General features: G+C 38.7%; 19 protein-coding genes. 18 read left to right on the top strand and 1 reads right to left on the bottom strand.

Features of this window, described 5'->3' with window-relative positions; genetic code table 11:
• The first annotated feature begins 153 nt into the window (after positions 1–153).
• The 18 genes from D3H64_RS09790 to D3H64_RS09700 all read left to right on the top strand — a co-directional run bounded on the left by D3H64_RS09790 (position 154) and on the right by D3H64_RS09700 (position 20,679).
• A complete protein-coding gene (locus tag D3H64_RS09790) occupies positions 154–1,911 on the top strand; it encodes a DEAD/DEAH box helicase (RefSeq protein WP_158589282.1) in 1,758 nt (585 codons plus the stop codon).
• Between the two features lie 108 nt (positions 1,912–2,019).
• Positions 2,020–2,511 (top strand): hypothetical protein, encoded by a 492-nt coding sequence (locus tag D3H64_RS09785; RefSeq protein WP_121566033.1) that lies wholly within the window; start codon positions 2,020–2,022, stop codon positions 2,509–2,511.
• A 148-nt stretch (positions 2,512–2,659) separates the two neighbouring features.
• Positions 2,660–3,424 (top strand): 30S ribosomal protein S2, encoded by a 765-nt coding sequence (gene rpsB / locus D3H64_RS09780; protein WP_121566032.1) that lies wholly within the window; start codon positions 2,660–2,662, stop codon positions 3,422–3,424.
• A gap of 89 nt (positions 3,425–3,513) precedes the next feature.
• Entirely contained in the window at positions 3,514–4,392 is an 879-nt protein-coding gene (gene tsf, locus D3H64_RS09775; RefSeq protein ID WP_121566031.1) for a translation elongation factor Ts, read from the top strand.
• A gap of 78 nt (positions 4,393–4,470) precedes the next feature.
• On the top strand, positions 4,471–5,193 hold the full coding sequence (pyrH, locus tag D3H64_RS09770; RefSeq protein ID WP_121566030.1) for a UMP kinase: 723 nt from the start codon (positions 4,471–4,473) through the stop codon (positions 5,191–5,193).
• A 1-nt stretch (position 5,194) separates the two neighbouring features.
• On the top strand, positions 5,195–5,752 hold the full coding sequence (gene frr, locus D3H64_RS09765; protein ID WP_121566029.1) for a ribosome recycling factor: 558 nt from the start codon (positions 5,195–5,197) through the stop codon (positions 5,750–5,752).
• A 373-nt stretch (positions 5,753–6,125) separates the two neighbouring features.
• A complete protein-coding gene (locus tag D3H64_RS09755; RefSeq protein ID WP_121566027.1) occupies positions 6,126–6,851 on the top strand; it encodes an isoprenyl transferase in 726 nt (241 codons plus the stop codon).
• Complete coding sequence (locus tag D3H64_RS09750) at positions 6,841–7,647, top strand: phosphatidate cytidylyltransferase (RefSeq protein ID WP_158589281.1); 807 nt, start codon at positions 6,841–6,843, stop codon at positions 7,645–7,647. The genes D3H64_RS09755 and D3H64_RS09750 overlap by 11 nt, the downstream gene beginning before the upstream one ends.
• A gap of 88 nt (positions 7,648–7,735) precedes the next feature.
• A complete protein-coding gene (rseP, locus tag D3H64_RS09745) occupies positions 7,736–8,995 on the top strand; it encodes an RIP metalloprotease RseP (RefSeq protein WP_121566025.1) in 1,260 nt (419 codons plus the stop codon).
• Positions 8,996–9,007: 12 nt separating this feature from the next.
• Positions 9,008–13,351: a PolC-type DNA polymerase III gene (locus tag D3H64_RS09740; RefSeq protein WP_121566024.1), complete on the top strand. Its 4,344-nt coding sequence runs from the start codon at positions 9,008–9,010 to the stop codon at positions 13,349–13,351.
• A gap of 232 nt (positions 13,352–13,583) precedes the next feature.
• Positions 13,584–14,057, top strand: coding sequence for a ribosome maturation factor RimP (gene rimP, locus D3H64_RS09735; protein WP_121566023.1), 474 nt, complete (start codon positions 13,584–13,586; stop codon positions 14,055–14,057).
• A 16-nt stretch (positions 14,058–14,073) separates the two neighbouring features.
• On the top strand, positions 14,074–15,336 hold the full coding sequence (gene nusA, locus D3H64_RS09730; protein ID WP_121566022.1) for a transcription termination factor NusA: 1,263 nt from the start codon (positions 14,074–14,076) through the stop codon (positions 15,334–15,336).
• A gap of 73 nt (positions 15,337–15,409) precedes the next feature.
• Complete coding sequence (rnpM, locus tag D3H64_RS09725; protein WP_121566021.1) at positions 15,410–15,730, top strand: RNase P modulator RnpM; 321 nt, start codon at positions 15,410–15,412, stop codon at positions 15,728–15,730.
• Positions 15,714–16,031, top strand: coding sequence for a ribosomal L7Ae/L30e/S12e/Gadd45 family protein (locus D3H64_RS09720; protein ID WP_121566020.1), 318 nt, complete (start codon positions 15,714–15,716; stop codon positions 16,029–16,031). The genes rnpM and D3H64_RS09720 overlap by 17 nt, the downstream gene beginning before the upstream one ends.
• 17 nt (positions 16,032–16,048) lie before the next feature.
• Positions 16,049–18,340: a translation initiation factor IF-2 gene (infB, locus tag D3H64_RS09715; RefSeq protein WP_121566019.1), complete on the top strand. Its 2,292-nt coding sequence runs from the start codon at positions 16,049–16,051 to the stop codon at positions 18,338–18,340.
• 17 nt (positions 18,341–18,357) lie between these two features.
• Positions 18,358–18,717, top strand: coding sequence for a 30S ribosome-binding factor RbfA (gene rbfA, locus D3H64_RS09710; protein ID WP_121566018.1), 360 nt, complete (start codon positions 18,358–18,360; stop codon positions 18,715–18,717).
• A gap of 282 nt (positions 18,718–18,999) precedes the next feature.
• Complete coding sequence (locus D3H64_RS09705; RefSeq protein WP_121566017.1) at positions 19,000–20,139, top strand: lipopolysaccharide assembly protein LapB; 1,140 nt, start codon at positions 19,000–19,002, stop codon at positions 20,137–20,139.
• Between the two features lie 39 nt (positions 20,140–20,178).
• Complete coding sequence (locus D3H64_RS09700) at positions 20,179–20,679, top strand: isoprenylcysteine carboxylmethyltransferase family protein (protein ID WP_121566016.1); 501 nt, start codon at positions 20,179–20,181, stop codon at positions 20,677–20,679.
• 225 nt (positions 20,680–20,904) lie between these two features.
• Here D3H64_RS09700 and D3H64_RS09695 read toward each other — a convergent pair whose 3' ends face one another.
• Positions 20,905–21,765, bottom strand: a complete 861-nt coding sequence (locus D3H64_RS09695; protein WP_158589280.1) for a DegV family protein — start codon at positions 21,763–21,765, stop codon at positions 20,905–20,907.
• Positions 21,766–21,977 lie beyond the last annotated feature (212 nt).

Here is a 21,977-nt window from a genome sequence, read left to right as displayed (position 1 = left end):
AGCCACAGCTCTCCCTTTGTGAAAAATTTAGGGGGTGGCTAACTTGTACTTGAAATTTACGGCTGGAAATTTATTACTGAGCTTCTCCCCTATCTTAAACAATTTGATTGGTTAATGGGGGATGCTCCTAACTTTCAACAAGAGGAAGTCCATTTGCAACCGACCATTCAACAAAAGAAGAGGGATTATTTCTGGGTGAATTTTCAATCGTCTGAGTTAGAGGGTATGGAAATTTCAGATATGCTAGAAGCTGTTGTGGCTGGGCAAAATTATATTGAAATAGCTCCTTTTGAATTTAGGTATTTACCCTCTTATGAAGAATCCTTAGTAAAGCGCTTGTTAAAAGACTTGGATTTAAATCTACACCCATCTGCTCAAGGAGGAGAATTCAAAAAGTTTAGAGCCCCACATTTGAAAAAGCTCTTGGATGAAGGGGTTCTAAAACGGGAGGATTTATCAGATTCAACCAAGTTCTTTACCGATTTATTTGAGAATAATGGCATCTCTTTGCTTCAAATTGTTGACGATATAGAAGGGCAGTTAAAGTCTTATCAAAAAATTGGTACTCGTTGGCTTATTCGGCAAAATATTTGTGGAATTGGTGGGATTTTAGCGGATGAAATGGGCTTAGGTAAAACAGTTCAATCTATAGCTTTTTTAGCTACGCAATACCAAAATGTTTGGTCTAGGGATGACGTATGTTTAATACTGACTCCAGCTTCTGTCAGTGATCATTGGTTGAAAGAGATCCATCGCTTTAGCCCTCAGTTATCTCCTTTGATTTATCGCGGGAGCCAGGAGACAAGGGAGAGACTTTTAGAGCATTTGCCGCCAAGAGCTTGTCTTATTATGAGTTATGGTATTTTTCTAAATGATTGGGAAAGACTAAATAAGTTGCCTTATGCTAGTGTGATTTTAGATGAAGCCCAATTTGTTAAGAATCAACATACCAAGACTTATCGAGCGCTCACTTATTTTCGAGATGCACCGATATACGCACTAACTGGAACGCCAGTAGAAAATCATTTAACAGAATTCCTATCCTTATTGCAACTGGTGTTACCTTTTGATCTGCCATTGGAAATTCAAAATAAAGAAGCTGATGTGAATGCTATCAGGGAGTGGAGTAGACCCTTTGTTCTTAGACGGGTTAAGGATGAAGTTTTAGAATTACCATCTGTTCTAGAAGAGGATGTTTTAGTTAAGCTAACTCCCAAAGAAGAACAACGCTATCTCGTCCAACTAGCTCAGGCTAAACAACTTATTGGGTCTTGGTCAGCGTTAGAAATAAATCGCCATCAGTTTACAGTATTAGCACATATTACAAGATTACGTCAACTTTGCCTCCACCATGGATTAATCGAGAATGATTGGTCGGATCCCTCATCCAAATTTGAAGCTTTAAGAAAGCTGATTCTAGAAGATCGTAAAAATTCATTTTTAGTTTTTAGTCAATTTGCCTCGGTACTTCCGCATATTGCGGACTATTTAAAAGAAAAGGGCTTGACGTCCTTTATTTTAGATGGATCGACTCCGGCTGAAAAAAGACAAGACTTGGTTGATCGCTTTAATTCTGGTCAAGCAGATGTTTTTTTGATATCCTTAAAAGCAGGCGGAACCGGTTTAAGTTTAACTCGTGCTAATCGAGTTGCCTTGATGGATTTATGGTGGAATCCTGCTGTTGAGGGTCAAGCTTTTTCTAGGGCTCATCGGATCGGGCAAGAAAGGGATGTAAAAGTCTATCGTTTTATTGCCAAGGGGACAATTGAAGAACAAATTCGTCTTTTACAAGCGGATAAAGACCAATTGTTTAAAGAGTTGCTAACGAAAGATCATGATATGGTGGATGACCATGTTTTCTTAAAGGCTTTTCAGGAAATCCTTTCTTTACATCCTATTCAAACGGAGTAAGAAATTAAGGGATTAGAGCTAGTGTTTCGGCGATGGATACAAGGCGACCCTATTCAAAGACAAAGGGCGATGGATATAAATTTAGGCCTGTAACTAGGAGGAATTTTTATGGAAGAAGTAGCTTTTTTAGGGAAATACCAAGTGAGTAAAACGTACAGAACTAGCAATATTATTATGCGTGTGGTTAAATGCCTTGCTCTTATTGGCGATTTGGTGATGTTGTTAGGCTTCTTCGCACTGAATAAATTAGCCCATAATGATGATTTCTTAAAAGAATTACCAAAAGATCAAGCTGAAATTGTTAGATCTGCAGGAGAACAGTCATTTTGGTGGATACCAATTTTCATCACTCTTGTAGGCCCTATCCTTTCGGCAGTAATGGTTTATAATTTGTTTACTGTGAAAGGGGAGCATTTCAATTTAATCGCTCAAACAATCTTAACATTACTGCCCTTGTTAAATGTTTTAGTTGAACCTCAAAGTTTTAATCCAGTGAAGTTAGCAGTTCCTCTTGTATGGGTTGCTTTAACTTACCTGATGTACAGGGATAGAGAACAAAAAGTAGACAGAAGTCATTTATTAAACAAAAAGGCTAATTAAGTATTGATTTATCAGGGTTAATAGGGTAAAATTCCATTTGGTGTCATACACCAGAAAATAATACACACCTGTTGCTCTAGTTTCTTGGTGCTCATTGAGTTAGAAACTGTATCAACAGGGCGGAAAAAACCAAAATGGAGGAAAATATATGTCAGTCATTTCTATGAAGCAATTGCTTGAAGCCGGTGTTCATTTCGGTCACCAAACTCGTCGTTGGAACCCAAAAATGAAACGTTACATTTTTACAGAACGGAATGGTATCTACATCATCGACTTACAAAAAACAGTTAAGTTGGTTGACGATGCTTATAATTTCGCTCGTGACATTGCTCAAGATGGCGGGGTAGTTCTTTTTGTAGGGACTAAGAAACAAGCTCAAGATTCTATCAAAGAAGAAGCAGAACGTTGCGGTCAATATTATGTGAACCATCGTTGGTTGGGTGGTACCTTGACTAACTGGGATACTATCCAAAAACGTATCAAACGTTTGAAAGATATTAACCGTATGGAAGAAGACGGAACATTCGATGTATTGCCTAAGAAAGAAGTCGGCTTGTTAAATAAAGAACGTGCTCGTCTTGAAAAATTCTTGGGTGGGATTAAAGATATGCCTCGTATTCCAGATGCTATCTTCATCGTAGATCCACGCAAAGAACAAATCGCTGTTCGTGAAGCTCAAAAATTGAACATTCCAATTATTGCTATGGTGGATACTAACTGCGATCCAGATGAAATTGACTTAGTTATTCCATCTAACGATGATGCTATTCGTGCCGTTAAATTGATCACAGGTGCAATCGCTGATGCTGTGATCGAAGGTAACCAAGGAACTGAAGAAGCTGGCGTATCTGCTGAAGCCGATCAAACATCTTTGGATGACATTGTTCAAGTAGTCGAAGGCGACAACGAATAAGTCGATCAATTGTATTAGGTTAGCTATTTGTGGCCGTCTCTAGGGAAATCTATGGACGGCTATCATTTTGAATTGAGGAGGACTCATAAATGGCAATTTCTGCAAAGCAAGTAAAAGAATTACGTGATAAAACAGGCGTAGGGATGATGGATGCTAAAAAAGCTTTAGTAGCTGTGGATGGTGACATCGATAAAGCTATTGACTACCTACGTGAAAATGGTATGGCAAAAGCCGCTAAGAAGAGCGATCGTATTGCTGCTGAAGGGACAACAGAATTCGTTGTTGAAGGCAATAAAGCTGTAATCATCGAAGTAAATGCCGAAACAGACTTCGTTGCTAAGAATGATAAGTTTAAGGCTTTAGTTGATCTTTTAGCTCGTACTATTTTATCTCAAGAACCTGCTGATGTTGAAGCTGCTTTAGCTATTGATGTTGACGGGATGACTGTTTCTGAAAAAATTGCCGAAGCTACAACTGTTATTGGTGAAAAACTTTCCTTGCGTCGTTTTGAAATCCTTACAAAATCTGACAGCCAAACTTTTGGTGCTTATTCTCACATGGGTGGTCGCATTTCTGTTGTGACTATTTTAGAAGGAGCTAATGAAGCTGTCGCTAAAGATGTGGCTATGCATGTTGCAGCTATTAACCCATCCTATGTGTCTCGTGACCAAGTTAAACCTGAAGAATTAGCCCACGAAAAAGAAGTTCTCACAGAACAAGCCTTAAACGAAGGTAAACCAGCAAATATTGTTGAAAAAATGATTACTGGTCGTTTGAACAAATACTTGTCTGAAATCTGCCTAAATGACCAACCATTTGTAAAGAATCCTGATCAAACAGTATCACAATTTGCAAAAGAAAATAATGGAGAAGTATTGAGCTTCATTCGTTATGAAGTTGGTGAAGGTTTAGAAAAACGTCAAGAAAATTTTGCTGAAGAAGTTCAAAGAGAAATGCGTAAGGACTAAACCCTTTGAAGGAGGCGGAGATAATCGAAGGGTTATCTCCTCTTCTTTTTTTAGAGAAAGAGAGTGTGTAAACGATAGATGGAACCTGTTTATAAACGTATTATCCTTAAATTGTCAGGTGAAGCTTTAGCTGGTGAAAAGGGCTTTGGAATTAATCCTGCTACTATAAAAGAAATGGTTAAAGAAATCAAAGCTGTTCACGATTTAGGGGTAGAGATTGCCATTGTTGTCGGAGGCGGTAATATTTGGCGTGGTAAAGTCGGTGAAGAAATGGGGATGGAACGTGCCCAAGCTGACTATATGGGGATGTTAGCGACAGTGATGAATGCCCTTGGTTTGCAAGATGTTCTGGAAAATGAAGGTGTCGCAACTCGCGTACAAACTTCTATCGAAATGCGTCAGATCGCTGAACCTTACATTCGACGTCGGGCGGTTCGCCATTTAGAAAAGGGTCGTGTCGTTATTTTTGCTGGTGGCACAGGGAACCCGTATTTCTCAACTGATACGACAGCAGCTTTACGTGCCGCTGAAATCGGAGCTGAAGTCATTTTGATGGCTAAAAATAACGTTGATGGGATTTATTCAGCTGACCCTCGTGTCGACAAAGATGCAGAAAAATATAGTAAATTAACCCACCTGGATATCATTCAAAAGGGTCTACAAGTTATGGATTCTACCGCTAGCTCATTAAGTATGGATAATGATATTCCATTGATCGTTTTCAACTTAAACAAAGCTGGCAATATTAAACGAGTTATTCTCGGAGAAGAAATCGGTACTAAAGTCGTAAGGGGGAAGTAATATGACTCAGCAGATTATTAAAGATGCCCGTCAAAGCATGGAAAAGCATATTCAAGGGTTAAAAACTTCATTAGCAACCATTCGCGCAGGACGAGCCAATGCGAGTGTTTTAGACCAAGTTACTGTTGAATACTATGGTGTAGATACACCAGTCAATCAAGTTGCCTCAATATCAGTCCCAGAAGCTCGTATGCTTTTGATCACTCCATATGATCCAAATTCTTTGAAAGATATTGAGAAAGCTATTCTAAAAAGTAATATTGGGATCAATCCTAATAATGACGGTTCTGTTTTACGCTTAGTTTTTCCAGCATTAACAGAAGAACGTCGGAAAGAATTGGCTAAAGAAGTTGGCAAGTATGAAGAAGAATGCAAGATTCGTCTTCGTCACGTTCGTCGAGATGCCATCGATCAAGCTGCTAAGGCAGAAAAAGCAAAAGAAATGACAGAAGACGAATTACATGTGATGGAAAAGGATATCCAAAGCCTCACAGATGAATTTGTTAAAAAAGTTGAAAACATTGCCAGCGAAAAAGAAAAAGATTTGATGAATGACTAATTCATGAGACTTGTTTTCCATATAGACCCAGATGATGAATATCACTGGGTCGTTTTTTTATAGGGCATAGAGACAAGATAATCCAGTTGCTCTTTTAAGATGAACTAATAATGTACTGCAATAATACAGCTCAGTCACTAACAAGCATAGCTATAGAGGAGAAAATACAATTGCCTGATATTAGGGATTTGCTAAGCTTTCCCCCCCAGCTTTTTAATTGCCTAGTGTTTTGGTACAATAACATGGTGATACTTTTTACTGGACATAGATATCCTTATGATCTAATTGAAAAGAAGCTTTTTAAATAACTTGTCTTCTTCATTAGAGCTAAACAGATATTGTCAGAATGAATACTTAAAGTGAGGAATAAGAAATGATGATGAGTAAAATCCCTCAACACATTGCCATTATTATGGATGGCAATGGTCGTTGGGCAAAGGAAAAGGGGCTACCACGTATTGCTGGCCATAAAAAAGGAGTAGAAAGCATTAAGCAAATCGCCAAAAAAGCTAGTCAAATAGGCGTCAAAGTCTTGACTCTCTATGCTTTTTCGACAGAAAATTGGTCGAGACCAGAAAAAGAAGTTTCCTTTATTATGAGCCTACCTTCTGTATTTTTTTCAACTTTTATGCCAGAACTAATTGCCAATAATATTCAAATCGAAACGATTGGGAATATAGAGGCTCTGCCAGAAAAAACGCAAGAAGCTATTGCTAAAGCTAAAGCAAAAACTGCTCATTGCACAGGGATGAAATTATGTTTTGCTGTTAACTATGGTGCAGAGCAAGATATAGTAATGGCTATGAATCGTTTACGGGAAGAAAAGAAAGAAGGAGAAATTAGCTTAATAGATCTAAAGTCTGCTTTATCTACAAGTATTTTTGGCGCCAATCAAAATCCTGATTTACTTATTCGAACGAGTGGAGAGCAACGTCTAAGTAATTTTTTACTCTTGGAATTGGCCTATGCTGAAATGTACTTCACACCAGTTTACTGGCCAGATTTCACTGTTGAAGCATTTGATAAGGCATTAGCCAACTATGCTAAAAGAGATCGTCGCTATGGAGGTTTGAAGGAGGATCATGTCAATGAAAACTAGAATCATCTCTGCTATTCTCGCCTTATTGGTCTTTCTTCCAATGTTATATTATGGATCCTGGCCTTTAATGATAGGCGTCATGCTTTTGTCTTTAATGGCTATACGCGAATTTTTTCAAATGCATCAAGAAAAAATGACTTTCGGCCCGGCTGGACTAATTGCCTTAGCGACTCTTGTTCTATCGGGAGGCAACCAACTTTTAAATCACTTGCAATTACCTATAGCGGTTCAGCCCTTTGATCTTTACTATATCCTTGCTATTTCCTGCTTAGCCTTTACAGTTTTTCACCCTGAATGGGATTTTGATCGAATTTCCGTCTATTTACTCGCGGCGGTATATGTTGGATTTGGCTTTAATAGTATTTTGACCTTACGTGATCGAGGTTTTATGGCTATATTGGGATTGTTCCTGATTGTGTGGGCAACAGATTCTTTTGCCTATTTTGTTGGCCGTTCCTTTGGGCGACATAAACTAGCTCCCCATATTTCTCCGAACAAAACGATAGAAGGTAGTGTAGGCGGTAGTTTGATTGCAGTTGTAGTTTTTATGGTATTTAATAGCTATACTAGGGCTTTTGAACTCAGCCATCTTCAAGCTTTTTTGGCGGCTCTTTTTGTTTCCGTTTTAGGGCAATTGGGCGACTTGGTTGAATCGGCTTTTAAACGTCATTACCAAGTGAAAGACTCTGGAGAATTTTTGCCTGGTCATGGTGGGGTATTGGATCGCTTTGATTCCTTACTTTTTGCTAGTGTGGGAATGCAAGTCGTTTTAGCTTTGGTTAACCAATTATTTTAATCGTTTTTCTTTTGCATATAGGAATAGACTAGTATAACTTGTTCATCTCATTTATTTTTTTGTATCTACTGACTAAGGGAGGGGAAATATGCAAACCATTATTACTTTTTTACTTATTTTTACCGTAATTGTTGTCTTTCATGAATTTGGGCATTTTATTACGGCAAAACGTGCAGGTGTCCTAGTAAGAGAATTTTCGATCGGGATGGGGCCGAAATTGTTAGATAAACGGATAGGGGAGACGGTATATACGATTCGCTTATTGCCGGTTGGGGGATATGTTCAATTGGCAGGTGCAGAGGAGGATGAAATTCCTTTTAAAAAGGGACAAACCATTTATCTCCACCAAAAAGGCGATTTAAAAGTTGATGAAATTCGCTTGGAGGCTCCCTTAGAAAATGAGGAATGGACAGCTATCCAGTTAGAAGAATGTGATTTGGTAGATGCTTGTCAAATAAAAGGCTATCTTCCTTCGAGTGAAGAAATGTATACATTTGACTTAAGTCGCACAGCGGTTATTTATGATGAAGAAGGCTTGGGTCGGCAAATTGCCCCTAGAGAACGCCATATTCAATCTCAATCAGTTTGGCGACAATTGTTGGTGAACTTTGCTGGGCCTTTAAATAATTTTATTTTGGCTATCTTAATTTTTACCATGTTCGCTTTTATGAATCATGGTGTTGTATCCAATGAAGCAGTGATAGGTGCTTTTACAAAAGATTCTGTTGCCAAAGAAGCAGGAATGAAAATTGGAGATCGTGTGCTAGAGGTTAATGGCCAAAAGGTTGACAATTGGGAAGAATTAGCTAAAAGCATTCGGTCGACGCAAACAGATAAAGTGGACGTCATTATTGAGCGGAAGGAAGTTAAAAAGCAGCTTTCTTTAACAGCTAAAGAAGTTACTGAAGCAGGTAGAAAAGTCCGTTTAATCGGGATCATCCCTGCTAAAGATAATCGCTTGATCAGTAAATTAGCATTTGGCTTTAAACAAACGATGATGATTGTTGTCATGCTTGTCCATACTTTGATGGGCTTCTTTACGAAAGGTTTCCACTTAAACGAAATGGGCGGACCTGTAGCCATGTATGCTATGACAGATCAAGTTACCAAGGTGGGCTTTGTGGCTGTTTTAAATTTTATGGCCTTTATTTCTGCTAACTTAGGGGTGATGAATCTTCTTCCCATTCCTGCTTTAGATGGAGGAAAGATTTTATTGAATTTTTACCAAATCGTCAGAGGGAAACCGCTTGAGCAGAAGAAGCAAGTCTATGTGACTATTATAGGAGCAGCCTTTTTACTCATTTTGATGGTTTTAGTTACTTTTAACGATATTCGTAGATTTTTTTAGGAAGGATGTCTTATCTTGGAAGGATTGGAATTATTTGGCTACCTTGCCGAGCACATTCACTTAGATGATAAAGTTCGTCAAGACTGGTTTAAGGATGCATCTGTTGACAAGGTAGTGGTCTATAAAGAAGAGGCCTGTTGGGAATTTCATCTAAAAGTAAAGACCATTCTCCCTTATTCAGTGTATGATCACTTTATTAGCCATTTAAAAACCACATTCTCTCATGTGCCTGCAGTTGAACTTTGCCTTGCTAGTGAAAGTAAAGTGGATGAAGTAACAGAAGAAATGATCCATGATTATTGGCAACTTGTCATTGATAGGTCAGGGATTTCTCTTCCTCTTTTGCGTTATCTCTTGAGTAAGCAAGTGCCTGTTTTCAAGGATAAGCGATTGATCTTATCTGCTCATACAGCTGTAGAACAAGAACAATTAAGTAGTAAATATCTGACTTTTATTCAAGATAGTTTGATGATTTTAGGCTTCCCCAAAATAAAAATTTCTTGTCAGCTGGACGAAGTGGCGGATCAAGCTAAAAAGGAAGCTTTTGAAAAGAGACAAGAAGAAATTGAAAAGGAAAGAATCGAACGAGCTTTAAAAGCCATAGAAAATCAAGCTGTCAATAAGCCAAGCCCCGCTAAATCAACTTCTTATAGCAAGGATTCGTCAGGGGCTTCTAATGGTGAAATCGGGTTAGGCAGGGCAATTTCTCCATCTGCTCCCTTGACGCAAATGATCGAAATTGATGAAGAAATGCCTAATGTATTGGTTGAAGGATATATTTTTGATTCAGAGATACGTGAGTTAAAAACAGGTCGTAAAATGTTGATTTTTAAAATGACAGATTATTCTTCATCCATTGCAGTGAAGATGTTCCAATCACGTGAAAGCGACGGGGAGCAATTCGAACATTTTAAAAAGGGCGCATGGGTCAAGGTGTTTGGCCGAGTTCAATTCGATAGTTTTGACAATGATTTAGTCATGATGGCTCAATCCATTTATCCTGTTGGGCACCAAGAACGAGAGGATAAGCACGAAGGGAAAAAACGGATTGAATTTCACCTACACTCTAATATGAGTCAAATGGATGCAACGAATACCATTACAGATTATGTCAAACAGGCGGCAAAATGGGGTCATGAAGCTATTGCGATAACCGACCATGGTGGGGTTCAAGCTTTCCCTGAAGCTTATAATGCCGCAAAATCCAATAATATAAAGATGATTTATGGATTGGAAGCTAATGTGGTTGATGATGGGGTACCGATAGTCTATTCCCCATCTGATGATGTCTTAAGTGATGCAACCTATGTCGTTTTTGACGTTGAGACCACTGGATTGTCTGCTGTCTACGATCGAATTATCGAACTTTCTGCTGTTAAGATGTATAAAGGGAATATCATTGAAGAATTTGAGCATTTCATTAACCCTCATCAAGAATTAAGTGAAACAACAATTGATTTGACAAGTATAACGGATGAAATGTTAGCTGATGCACCAGAGGAAGAAGAAATCATTCGCCTTTTTAAAGATTTTGCGGAAGGTTGTATCCTAGTTGCTCATAATGCCTCCTTCGATATTGGCTTCCTAAAAGCAGCCTATGAGCGTTTAGGGTGGGAAGAAGCGAAAAATCCTGTTATCGATACCTTGGAATTATCTCGTTTCCTTCACCCCGACTTACGGTCTCATCGTTTAAATACCTTGTCAAAACGCTATAATATTGCCTTAGAACATCACCACAGAGCTATTTTTGACTCGACCGCTACAGCTCATCTGTGTTGGGCCTTCTTAAAAGAAGCTAAAGAAGAACATGGTGTTACTATCCATCGTCATTTAAACGATGGAATAAAAAGAGATAATGCCTTTAAACAGGCTCGCCCATTCCATGTTACTCTTTATGCTAAAAATAATGCGGGATTAAAAGATCTTTTCCGTCTGGTATCCGCGTCTTGTATCGAGTATTTCCATCGAGTTCCTCGTATTCCTCGTAGCCTATTAAGACAATACCGTCAGAATATTTTAGTTGCTTCTGCTTGTAGTAATGGCGAACTTTTTGAAGCTATGATGCAAAAGGGTTACGAAGCAGCGGAACAATTGGTTGATTTTTACGATTTCGTTGAAGTGCAACCAAAGGGTATCTATGAACCGCTTATCAAAAAAGAATTGATCAAAGATGAAAAAACCTTAGAAACGATCATTCGTCAATTAGTAGACTTAGGCCATCGTCATGGGAAAAAAGTGATTGCGAGTGGAGATGTTCATTACCTCAATCCGGAAGATAGCATTTATAGAGAAATCCTTATGGCTTCTTTAAAATCCAACCATACTTTACCGGGGCAATACCCCAAGGCACATTTTCGAACAACTGATGAAATGCTCGAAGAATTTCAATTTTTAGGTGAAGAACTAGCCGAGGAAATTGTTATTGAAGCCCCTAATCAATTACTGCAAGAATTTGATGAAGTCATTCCAGTCAAGGATAAACTCTATACGCCTCACATTGAAGGCTCAGAGGAAGAGATTACGCAGCTTTCCTATAACGAAGCTCGTCGAAGGTACGGGGAAGATTTACCTGAAATTGTGGAAAAACGGCTAGAAAAAGAATTAAAATCGATTATAGGGAATGGCTTTGCCGTCATTTATCTGATTGCTCAAAAGTTAGTGCATAAGTCCAATGCAGATGGCTATGTAGTAGGTTCAAGGGGGTCTGTAGGTTCAAGTTTTGTTGCAACTATGACTGGTATTACAGAGGTAAATCCTTTGGCACCTCACTATCGCTGTCCGAAGTGTTGTTATTCTGAGTGGTTTACCCATGGCGAAGTTGGGTCAGGCTTTGATTTGCCAGAAAAAGACTGTCCAAAATGTGGTACGGATATGGTGCGAGACGGGCATGATATTCCATTTGAAACATTTCTTGGCTTTTATGGGGATAAGGTTCCCGATATCGATTTGAATTTTTCAGGGGATTATCAGCCAAGAGCCCATGATTATACCAAAGTCCTATTTGGTGAAGACAAGGTTTATCGTGCAGGGACAATCTCTACAGTGGCAACCAAGACGGCTTATGGTTATGTCAAGGGCTATCAAAGAGATTTTAACTTAGATTATCGTAAAGCAGAAGTAGATCGTTTGGTTCAAGGAGCTGAAGGAGTTAAGCGATCGACTGGCCAACATCCAGGTGGTATCATTGTTATTCCTGAAAATATGGATGTATATGATTTTACCCCGATTCAGTTTCCTGCAGATGATTTAAATGCCCATTGGAAGACAACTCACTTTGATTTCCATTCGATTCATGACAATGTCTTGAAATTGGATATTTTAGGGCATGATGATCCAACAATGATTCGGATGTTACAAGATCTATCTGGCATCGTTCCACAAACTATTCCGCCAAATGATCCAGATGTGATGTCTATATTCCTATCTCCAGAAATTTTAGGAGTTACGCCTGAACAGATTGACAGTAAGACAGGAACATTGGGTATTCCAGAGTTTGGGACAGCTTTTGTTAGGGGAATGTTGGAACAAACGAAACCTACTACCTTTGCGGAACTTGTCCAAATTTCCGGTTTGTCTCATGGGACAGATGTCTACTTGGGTAACGCTGAAGAATTGATTCGTACACGAGGGATACCCCTAGCAGAATGTATAGGCTGTCGGGATGATATTATGGTCTATCTCTTGCATAAGGGGGTAGAAGATGGTCTTGCCTTTAAGATCATGGAACACGTTCGTAAGGGGAGAGGGATCCCTGATGAATGGCAAGAAGAAATGCGGAAAAATAATGTGCCTGAATGGTATATTGAATCTTGTTTAAAGATCAAATATATGTTCCCAAAAGCCCATGCGGCGGCTTACGTTTTAATGGCTTTACGGGTAGCTTATTTCAAGGTACATTATCCAATCCTCTATTATTGTGCTTATTTTAGTGTGCGAGCGATGGATTTTGATCTCCTAGCTATGGTAAAGGGCAAGAAGGCTATTAAAGCGGCAATTGCTACTATAAGGGAAAAAGGAAATGATGCTTCCGGGAAAGAAAAGAACCTGATCACCATTTTAGAAATAGCCAATGAAATGGTTGAAAGAGGCTTTAAGTTTAAGATGGTAGACTTGGAAAAATCTGATGCTATGAATTGGGTGATCGATGGTGATAGCTTAATTGCACCATTTAGAGCTGTGCCTGGTTTAGGAAACAGCGTGGCGCAAAATATTGTCACTGCACGAAACGACAAGCCATTCATTTCAAAAAGAGATTTAGCAAGCCGTGGGAAGCTTTCTCAAACCTTAATGGACTATTTAGACCTTAATGGGGTTATTTCCGGTATGGAAGAGGAAAATCAAATGAGCCTCTTTTAATTTAAAATTTGAAGTGTGTAAACTGGATCCAAGTTACAAGCTAAGTAGCCTTATAGGGGCAAATGTATCATGAAAGAGAGCGCTAAGGATTAAATTGCCTTTTATTTTCTAAAGGAACTTGAAGATATTTGCTTTTTTTAAAGAAGCACAGTATAATACTTTTGTAAGATGTCTGATGGAGTGAGCGTTTGCGCTCACTCTTTTCCTTGTCAGGCTATAAAGGAGGAAGTAAATGAGTAAAGTTGTCGACCGCGTGAGCGAACTATTAGAAGCTTTGTTTGTTCAGGAAGGCTTTGAACTCGTAGATATCGAATATGTGAAAGAAGGCAAGAGCTGGTTTTTGCGTTTAGCTATAGACAAAGAAAATGGTGTAGACCTAAATGATTGCGCCTATATGAGTGAAAAAATAGGTGAGGTTCTCGATACAGCCGAACCTGACCCTATCCCACAGGCCTACTATTTGGAGGTCATGAGTCCAGGGGCAGAACGCCCACTGAAAACAAAAGAAGCTATTCAACAATCCGTTGGTCAATATGTTCACTTTTCTTTCTATCGTGAAATAAAAGGAATGAAGTTTGTTGAAGGAGAGCTTAAAGAAGCATCTGATAAAGAATTGACCCTTGCTTATTTAGATAAAACACAAGAGAAGTTGTTGAAATTGACCTATGAAGATATCGCTAAAGCGCGATTAGCCATTAAGTTCTAAGGAGTGATGAAAAGACATGAGCAAAGAAATGTTAAGAGCTTTTGAAGCCCTTGAAGAAGAAAAAGGCATTAAAAAGGAAGTGATTATTGAAGCTCTAGAAGCTGCTTTGATATCCGCTTATAAACGGCATTATGGGCAATCACAAAATGTGGAAGTTTCTTTTGATGAAAAGAAGGGAGACATTCACGTTTATTCTATTAAGGAAGTTGTAGAAACTTCCCTTGATGACACCAAAGAAATTTCTCTAAGCCAAGCTAGAGAAATTAATCGTGCCTATGAAGTAGGAGACCAAATTCGTTTTGAAGTGACGCCTAAGAACTTTGGACGTATCGCTGCTCAAACCGCCAAACAAGTGATTATTCAAAGAATTCGTGAAGCGGAACGTAGCATGATCTACAACGAGTTTATCGGATATGAAGATGAAGTCCTAACTGCCAGTGTGGAACGGGCTGATAGTCGCTTTGTAGTGGTTAACCTAGGAAAAATCCAAGGGGTTATTAGTCATCATGACCAAATGCCAGGAGAAGAATATACGGATGGCAAACGGATTAAAGTTTACGTTACTCGGGTAGAAAATTCGACAAAGGGACCTCAAATATTCGTTAGTCGTACGCATCAAAACTTATTAAAACGTCTTTTTGAGCAAGAAGTTCCTGAGATTTATGATGGTGTTGTTGAAATAATGTCTATCGCTCGAGAAGCTGGTGACCGCTCAAAAGTTGCCGTACGGTCTTTAGACAGCAATATTGATCCAGTAGGAACCTGTGTTGGTCCAAGGGGACAAAGGGTTGAAGTTATTGTTAATGAATTAAACGGGGAAAACATGGATATCGTTAAATGGGAAAAAGAGCCAAAAGAGTTTATTGCCAATGCCCTTAAACCAGCTAATGTTATCGATGTTCGTTTTGATGCGGACGAAGAGAAGTCATGTATTGTTATAGTTCCTGATAACCAATTATCTCTAGCTATTGGTAAAAGAGGTCAAAATGCTCGTTTAGCAGCTAAATTAACTAATTACCGTATTGATATCAAGTGTGAATCGGAAGCTGCATCTCTTTTCCCTGATCTAGAAGAAGGAGAATCCTCTGAACTATTAGAGGACACACAAGATGTAACTGAAGATCAAACATTACAAGCTAGCGAGAAACTTTCAGATGAAGTTCTTGCAAGCGAAGGGGATCAAGAAGAGATTAAGGATAAGCTTGCAAGCGAAGGGGATCAAGAACAAGTCTCTAGCGAGGAATTGTCAGAAGAAGCTTTTGAAAGTGAACCACAATAAATCCAATTGAAGCCCTTATTAGAAGAATAAATTAAACGAATCCGCTATTTAGTGACTCGAAGGGAGGAAAAGTATGGTGAAAAACAAGGGACAAAAACGAAAAGTGCCGATGCGTAAATGTGTCGTCACGAATAGCCTACATCCAAAGAAAGAATTAGTCCGAATTGTTCGTCAAAGTGATCAGACTGTTGCGATCGATCCAAGCGGGAAGCTAAATGGCAGAGGCGCCTATATTGCCTTGGATCCTGCTTTAGTGGCTGTCGCTAAAGAGAAACGAATTTTCGAAAGACAATTAGAAGTAGAGATTAGAGAGGACTTTTATGATGAACTGTATGCTTATTTAGATCATCAAAAGGCTCGGAAAGAGTTATTTGAAAATGAGCAAATACGTTAAATATCTCCAATTAATGGGCTTAGCTCAAAGGGCAGGCAAATTGCTATCAGGGACTGAAGGAGTGATGAAGGCTCTCAGATCTGGACAAGTTCGTTTAGTGATTGCTGCAGAAGATTTGAGCGAATCGGCTAGGAGAAATCTTGAAGCTAAATGTCAACAAGCTAATGTAGCCTTTATGCAATTAGCAACAAGCGAAGAAATTAGTCAAGCTTTAGGGAAAAAGCGATCAGTCCTTGCCTTAACAGATCAAGGTTTTGCCAAAAGTTTTCTTAAATCGAAAGGACATACGACTATGCAATAGAAAGTGAAGGTGAAGATATGTCGAAAAAACGTGTATATGAATACGCTAAAGAACACCACTTATCCAGTAAAGACATCCTAAGCGCCGCTAAACAACTAGGCATTGAATTTTCTAGTCATATGGCGAGCATGGACGACCAACAAATTAAATCCATTGATGATTTTCTTAGCCAAAAATCTTCTTCTGCCAGCAAAAAGCGTGAAGAAAAAGTAGCTAGTACAGAGACTAGAACTGAAAAGAAAAAAGAAGGAAAGAAAAAAGATCTTCCTGAAAAGAAAACTCATCATAAACATCATGCTCAAGATAAGGCGAAGGAAAAGCTTGAAGAAGCCTATGATAAAGAAGACCACAAAGGAAAAGGTCACCGTCAAAAGAAGAACCATAAAGTTTCACCACATTCTTTTGATGAAAATGCTTCTTCTAGTGAAGAATTAGATGGTCGTTCGCCAAAGAAAAATCGGCGTCGTAAGAACGGAAAGAACAAAGCTAACCAACAGCGGAGCAATCAATCAACCGGCGCCCCTAAACGAAAGGAAAAAGCCTTGCCAGAAGTTTTAGTTTATACCAAAGGAATGAATGTGGCAGAAATTGCCAAGAAGATCCACCGTGAACCAGCAGAAATTATTAAAAAATTAATGATGCTAGGGGTCATGGTCAACCAAAACCAACCTTTAGATAATGAAGTGATCGAGCTGTTAGCGGCTGATTATGGGATAGAAGCGGAGATGAAAGTTGAGAAAGATCTTTCAGACCTTGATCAATATTTTGAAGATGCTAGCGTAGCGGATAAAGAAGATCCTAAAAATTTGGAAGAACGTGCGCCAGTTGTAACTATTATGGGACACGTTGACCACGGGAAAACAACCCTTCTTGACCAATTAAGAAATACGCATGTTACTGAGCAAGAAGCAGGTGGGATTACTCAACATATCGGAGCCTATCAAATTCAAATTAATGGGAAGCCAATCACTTTCTTGGATACTCCAGGACATGCGGCCTTTACCACAATGCGGGCACGTGGAGCGGATATCACTGATATTACAGTTATCGTTGTTGCGGCAGATGATGGCGTAATGCCTCAAACTGTAGAAGCCATTAACCATGCAAAAGCTGCAAAGGTGCCAATTATTGTTGCGGTTAACAAAATTGATAAACCTCACGCTAACCCAGACCATGTGATGCAAGAATTGACTGAACATGGCCTTATTCCAGAAGCTTGGGGTGGGGATACCATCTTCGTGAATATTTCCGCCAAATTCAACCAAAATATTGATGAATTATTGGAAATGATTGTTTTAGTGGCTGAAATGCAAGAATTAAAAGCTAACGCTCATCGTAAAGCTTTGGGAACATGTATTGAAGCACGTTTAGACAAGGCTAAAGGAGCCATCGCAACCCTACTTGTTCAAGAAGGGACTTTGCATGTTGGAGATCCTATTGTTGTAGGAAATTCTTTCGGTCGTGTACGGGTAATGGTTAATGACCAAGGTCGTCGTGTTCGTACAGCATTACCTTCTACTCCAGTTGAAATTACTGGTTTAAATGAAGCACCACAAGCAGGGGATCGCTTTGTAGTCTTTGAAGATGAAAAGGCCGCTCGTGCAGCAGGTGAAGAAAGAGCCAAACGTGCTCAAGAAGAAAAACGTCAATCTCACAACCGTGTTACTTTAGATAACTTGTTCAGCACCTTACAAGAAGGACAATTGAAGGAAGTTTCTGTTATTATTAAAGCCGATGTTCAAGGTTCTGCTGAAGCTTTATCTTCATCCTTACAAAAAATTGATGTAGCTGGTGTTAAAGTGACGATTGTCCATTCTGCAGTAGGGGCAATTAACGAAAGTGATATTTCCTTAGCCCAAGCAAGTAATGCGATCGTTATTGGATTTAATGTTCGTCCTACACCACAAGCAAAAGTGGAAGCTGAACGTGAAGAAGTAGACATTCGACTTCATAGCATCATTTACAATGTCATTGATGAAATTGAAACGGCTATGAAAGGTTTACTCGACCCAGAATACAAGGAAGAAGTGACTGGTCAAGCGATTGTTCGTGAAACCTACACCGTTTCCAAGTTAGGTACTATTGCTGGGGCTTATGTAACTGATGGGCTAGTTAAGAGAACTAGCAAAGTCCGTTTGATTCGAGACGGTATCGTTAAATTTGACGGGCTTATTTCATCCTTGAAACGCTTTAAAGATGATGCCAAAGAAGTGGCTAAAGGATTTGAATGTGGTTTAATGATTGAAAACTACAATGATATTAAAGTAGATGATGTCATTGAAGCCTATGAAATGGTAGAAATTAAGTAAAGTAAAGGAGGGGTATCATGCCGAATTATCGAGTGGAACGTCTGCAACAAGAAGTTTTACGAGAAGTTACCGATATTTTAGCCCATAAAGTTAAGGATCCAAGAGTTTCAGGTGTGACCCTGACAGAAGTGACGGTAACAAATGATTTGCAAATCGCTAGTTTGTATTATTCAACCTTGAGTGATAAGGCTAGTGAACGAGCGAAAACTGAGGAAGGTCTCAAAAAAGCGGTCGGTCTTATTCGTAAAGAATTGGCTAAGCGTTTGAATATTTACAAGGTACCAGAATTGCATTTCAAACGGGATACGTCTGTTGATTATGGGCAACGTATCGATCAACTAATCGCTCAAATTCATCAAGAAGATGCAAAACGTTAAAAGAGTCCCTCGCCCATTGTGGTGAGGGATTTTCTCTATATTTTTGTTTAACTTAACAGAAAAGGTATAATGAGCTTTCCTTTTCTTGCCCTAAAAGCAATAAATGTCAAGTTTATCTAGCCCCCAAGCTGTGGTATAATCGAGCTGTGTCATATGAATTCATTCGGTCATTGTTTGTCGTTCAACTACAGTGTGCATACGAAATTCATATGGCTTTTTTATCTATAGCTAGTGAAGCTCATATTAAAATATATTGAAATAAGAACAAAGGAGGCTGTTACAATGGATTTTGAAAGAGAGCAGATGGTCAAAAGAATTCAAGAATTTTTAGAAGAACATGGAGCAGAGTATAGCTCTATAGAAATGGCACTCGAAGCAGCTAAAAATAAATGGAACAATGGAGAACTAGAAGCTGATGAACAATGTAAGGCAGCTAATGACAATAAACTCGAAGCGTCTGCTCAATATAATAGGGCGCAATATTGTCATGATGACAAACTGAGGAAGAAGTTTTTAGAAAAAGCTTATCGCTTAGATCCAGACAATTTAGATTTTGCGATGGCCTATTATCTAGAGACTCAACCACTTCATCAGGCATATGAGTCGCTTTCGAAAGTTGAAAAAGATTATTTTAAAAAGCATAGAAAAGTAATTGGAAAGGGCTATGGGCACATAGAAAATCGCCCATATTTTCGGCTTAAGCATGAGTTAATTTTCTATTATGCTGGGCAAAAACTATTACGCAAGGCTATTAAAGAAGCAAAAGAGTCTCTAAAATTAAATCCTAACGATAATCTTGGCGTGCGATATCTATTGATGATCTGTTATGTCTTAATAGCTGATTATCAAAGCGCAAGGGAATTGTATCGAACTAGTGAGTATAGTGAGCTTGATGATAATTTGACCCTATGCCTCTTAACGGTTAGTGTTTTAGACGGTCGGTTAGATGAAGGCAAAAGGCTTACGAAACAATTACTTAAGATCAATCCTAGCATCACTCAGTTCTTTAACAAAGAGGAGTTTGATGTCTATATGGTTTGCGATAGTATTCCAATAGATGACTATATTCAAAGGAATAGCAAAGAATCCCTAGCTCTGATTTTTGATCAACTTTCAGACCTTTATCTTGGCTCAGATTATCTTTATCAGAAGATTAAAGGATTTTTGGAAGAATTAGATCCGAAGGCCTTTGAACAGCAAAAACATCGGTCAATGATTCCCTTTCGGTCAAGAGAATTAGCTGGCAAAGGTATCTTTAAGAATATTAAGCCGCAATATGTTTATAATTTATTGCTCGCAGGTTTTGAGACGAAAAAGGATTTCAAGTCTGTCAGCAAAAAAGAAATTTTAGCTGTTCCGATGATTGGCAAAGTTATCCTTCAAAGGCTGGAAGAAAATGGGGTGCGTTTTAAAGACAGTTAGCCTTTTTCAAGATAGTCTTGATGAAAGCGAGGATAAGTAATGGATCATAAACGTGAGAAGTTACCAGTGTTTGGTGTAGGTCCAGTCTATGTTTTGACCTGCTTACTGCTAACTTTACTTGGGCTTTATTTGTGGAGGTATAATTATTTAAGCTTTGGGGATTTAATGCAGTTGAAAGCTTTTTGCTATTCTTTAGGCTTTCTTTCTATCCTCTTAGGACTATATTTATGGCTAGAGGCAGTTGTGGTTCAAAAAATAAATAAAAAGGTAAAAGAAGATCAGTTGATCACTGATGGGGTTTATGGAATTGTTAGGCATCCTGTCTATTCTGCTTTTTTCTTTATCTTAACCGGCTGTTTGTTGTTAACTGGAAACTGGTGTTTGCTCATTCTACCCCTTGTTTTTTATCTTTTTTTGACCTGGCTAATGCTACAAACGGAAGAAAAGTGGCTAAGAGATAAATTCGGAAAAGAATATGACGATTATTGCAAAGAAGTTCATCGAGTTATTCCATTTTTCAGGAAAAAGAGGAAAGAATAAGGGTCAATTCTCATTTAACCTCACTATTGGGTTAAGACAGATGCAATCGCTTCGGGAGATCTTGTAAAAGAAGGACAGTGGAACCTAGAGCTTATCGAAGTGAATAAGCTGATAGACAATTTTTAGAGAAATAGTTCCCCCTTGTTTTACTGAGCAATAATGAAAGCGCCCATGGCCTTTAGAGAGACCGTGGGCGCTTTATGATAAGGAAATGAATCATTTAGCTTACAATTTGTGAGGATGCTTCGTCACTATGGTTATAGCAAGGGCATCTGGACCGGTATGTGTAGCGACTACAGGACTGGTATAGCAAGTCACTGAAGGAACTGAAGGGAAGCGTCTGTGAGCTTCTTCAATGATACTTTTGTTAAAGTCGTTTAAACCAGCATGAGAAAAATCGATACAAACTAGATCATCTCGAATGTCATCTAGTTTATCCATTAAATTCTCAAATTCTTTTTGCAGTTTTTTAGTTCCTCTGACTTTGCTGACAATATTAATGCCATTTTCATCTAAAGAAAGGAATAGCTTAATATTGAGCAAGTTGGCTGCAAAGCCTTGCACTTGACCTATCCGCCCTCCCTTAATTAAATTCTTTAATTCAAGTACATCCAGCCGCAAATGAAGACCTGCTTGAACTTCTTTTACTGCTTTAACGATTTCATCGACGCTAGCACCGTCTTTAGCTAATTGTCCAGCACAGAGGACTTGACGAGCTAAGCCCCTAGAAATGGAATGCGAGTTAATAATAGTGATATTCCCCTTTAACATAGCTTTTGCCTGTTCTGCGGCTTGGATAGTTCCAGATAGGCGATCAGAAATTAAAATAAGGACTATAGGGTGGCCTGCTTGAACTAGAGGATCAAGAACGTCAATAAAACGTCCCAAGCTCGGTTGAGCGGTTTTGGGTAACACAGGGCTTTTAGCCATTTTCTTGAGGAATTCTTGTTTAGTGATATCTATACCATCTACATAACTTTCACTAGCTATATTTATGGTTAGTGGAACCTCTTTGATATCTAGGTCTCGAATTTCTTCTAAGCTTAGGTCAGCCGTTGAATCGGTGACTATTTTTACTTGAGGCATCGATAACACTCCTTTCATCTTTTCTAGTTTAACATATTTTTTTTAATGGCCAAATTTTTTAATCGTCAAAATTTGAGTAATCTATCTATTGTTTTCTTGACAGGAAAAGCTTGTTGCTGGAATAGCTTTAAAGATAAAAGTAAAAATTCTTGGTGGATTTTAGAATGAACTTAGCCACTCAATTGTGAAAAAAAAAGACGCCATGTAAATTT

It is taken from the genome of Atopobacter sp. AH10, assembly GCF_003664595.1.
Lineage (GTDB): Bacteria > Bacillota > Bacilli > Lactobacillales > Aerococcaceae > Atopobacter.
Note: the sequence above shows the minus strand (reverse complement) of the source record. Positions and strands in the feature narration are given on the sequence as shown.

What these genes read in the sequence shown, in the direction of transcription:
- nusA (WP_121566022.1), top strand. Translation starts at nt 14,074, where the DNA reads ATGAGCAAAGAAATGTTAAGAGCTTTTGAAGCCCTTGAAGAAGAAAAA.
- D3H64_RS09755 (WP_121566027.1), top strand. Translation starts at nt 6,126, where the DNA reads ATGATGATGAGTAAAATCCCTCAACACATTGCCATTATTATGGATGGC.
- rpsB (WP_121566032.1), top strand. Translation starts at nt 2,660, where the DNA reads ATGTCAGTCATTTCTATGAAGCAATTGCTTGAAGCCGGTGTTCATTTC.
- tsf (WP_121566031.1), top strand. Translation starts at nt 3,514, where the DNA reads ATGGCAATTTCTGCAAAGCAAGTAAAAGAATTACGTGATAAAACAGGC.
- rimP (WP_121566023.1), top strand. Translation starts at nt 13,584, where the DNA reads ATGAGTAAAGTTGTCGACCGCGTGAGCGAACTATTAGAAGCTTTGTTT.
- D3H64_RS09720 (WP_121566020.1), top strand. Translation starts at nt 15,714, where the DNA reads ATGAGCAAATACGTTAAATATCTCCAATTAATGGGCTTAGCTCAAAGG.
- D3H64_RS09750 (WP_158589281.1), top strand. Translation starts at nt 6,841, where the DNA reads ATGAAAACTAGAATCATCTCTGCTATTCTCGCCTTATTGGTCTTTCTT.
- infB (WP_121566019.1), top strand. Translation starts at nt 16,049, where the DNA reads ATGTCGAAAAAACGTGTATATGAATACGCTAAAGAACACCACTTATCC.
- D3H64_RS09705 (WP_121566017.1), top strand. Translation starts at nt 19,000, where the DNA reads ATGGATTTTGAAAGAGAGCAGATGGTCAAAAGAATTCAAGAATTTTTA.
- pyrH (WP_121566030.1), top strand. Translation starts at nt 4,471, where the DNA reads ATGGAACCTGTTTATAAACGTATTATCCTTAAATTGTCAGGTGAAGCT.
- D3H64_RS09700 (WP_121566016.1), top strand. Translation starts at nt 20,179, where the DNA reads ATGGATCATAAACGTGAGAAGTTACCAGTGTTTGGTGTAGGTCCAGTC.
- frr (WP_121566029.1), top strand. Translation starts at nt 5,195, where the DNA reads ATGACTCAGCAGATTATTAAAGATGCCCGTCAAAGCATGGAAAAGCAT.
- rbfA (WP_121566018.1), top strand. Translation starts at nt 18,358, where the DNA reads ATGCCGAATTATCGAGTGGAACGTCTGCAACAAGAAGTTTTACGAGAA.
- D3H64_RS09695 (WP_158589280.1), bottom strand. Translation starts at nt 21,765, where the DNA reads ATGCCTCAAGTAAAAATAGTCACCGATTCAACGGCTGACCTAAGCTTA.
- rseP (WP_121566025.1), top strand. Translation starts at nt 7,736, where the DNA reads ATGCAAACCATTATTACTTTTTTACTTATTTTTACCGTAATTGTTGTC.
- D3H64_RS09785 (WP_121566033.1), top strand. Translation starts at nt 2,020, where the DNA reads ATGGAAGAAGTAGCTTTTTTAGGGAAATACCAAGTGAGTAAAACGTAC.
- rnpM (WP_121566021.1), top strand. Translation starts at nt 15,410, where the DNA reads ATGGTGAAAAACAAGGGACAAAAACGAAAAGTGCCGATGCGTAAATGT.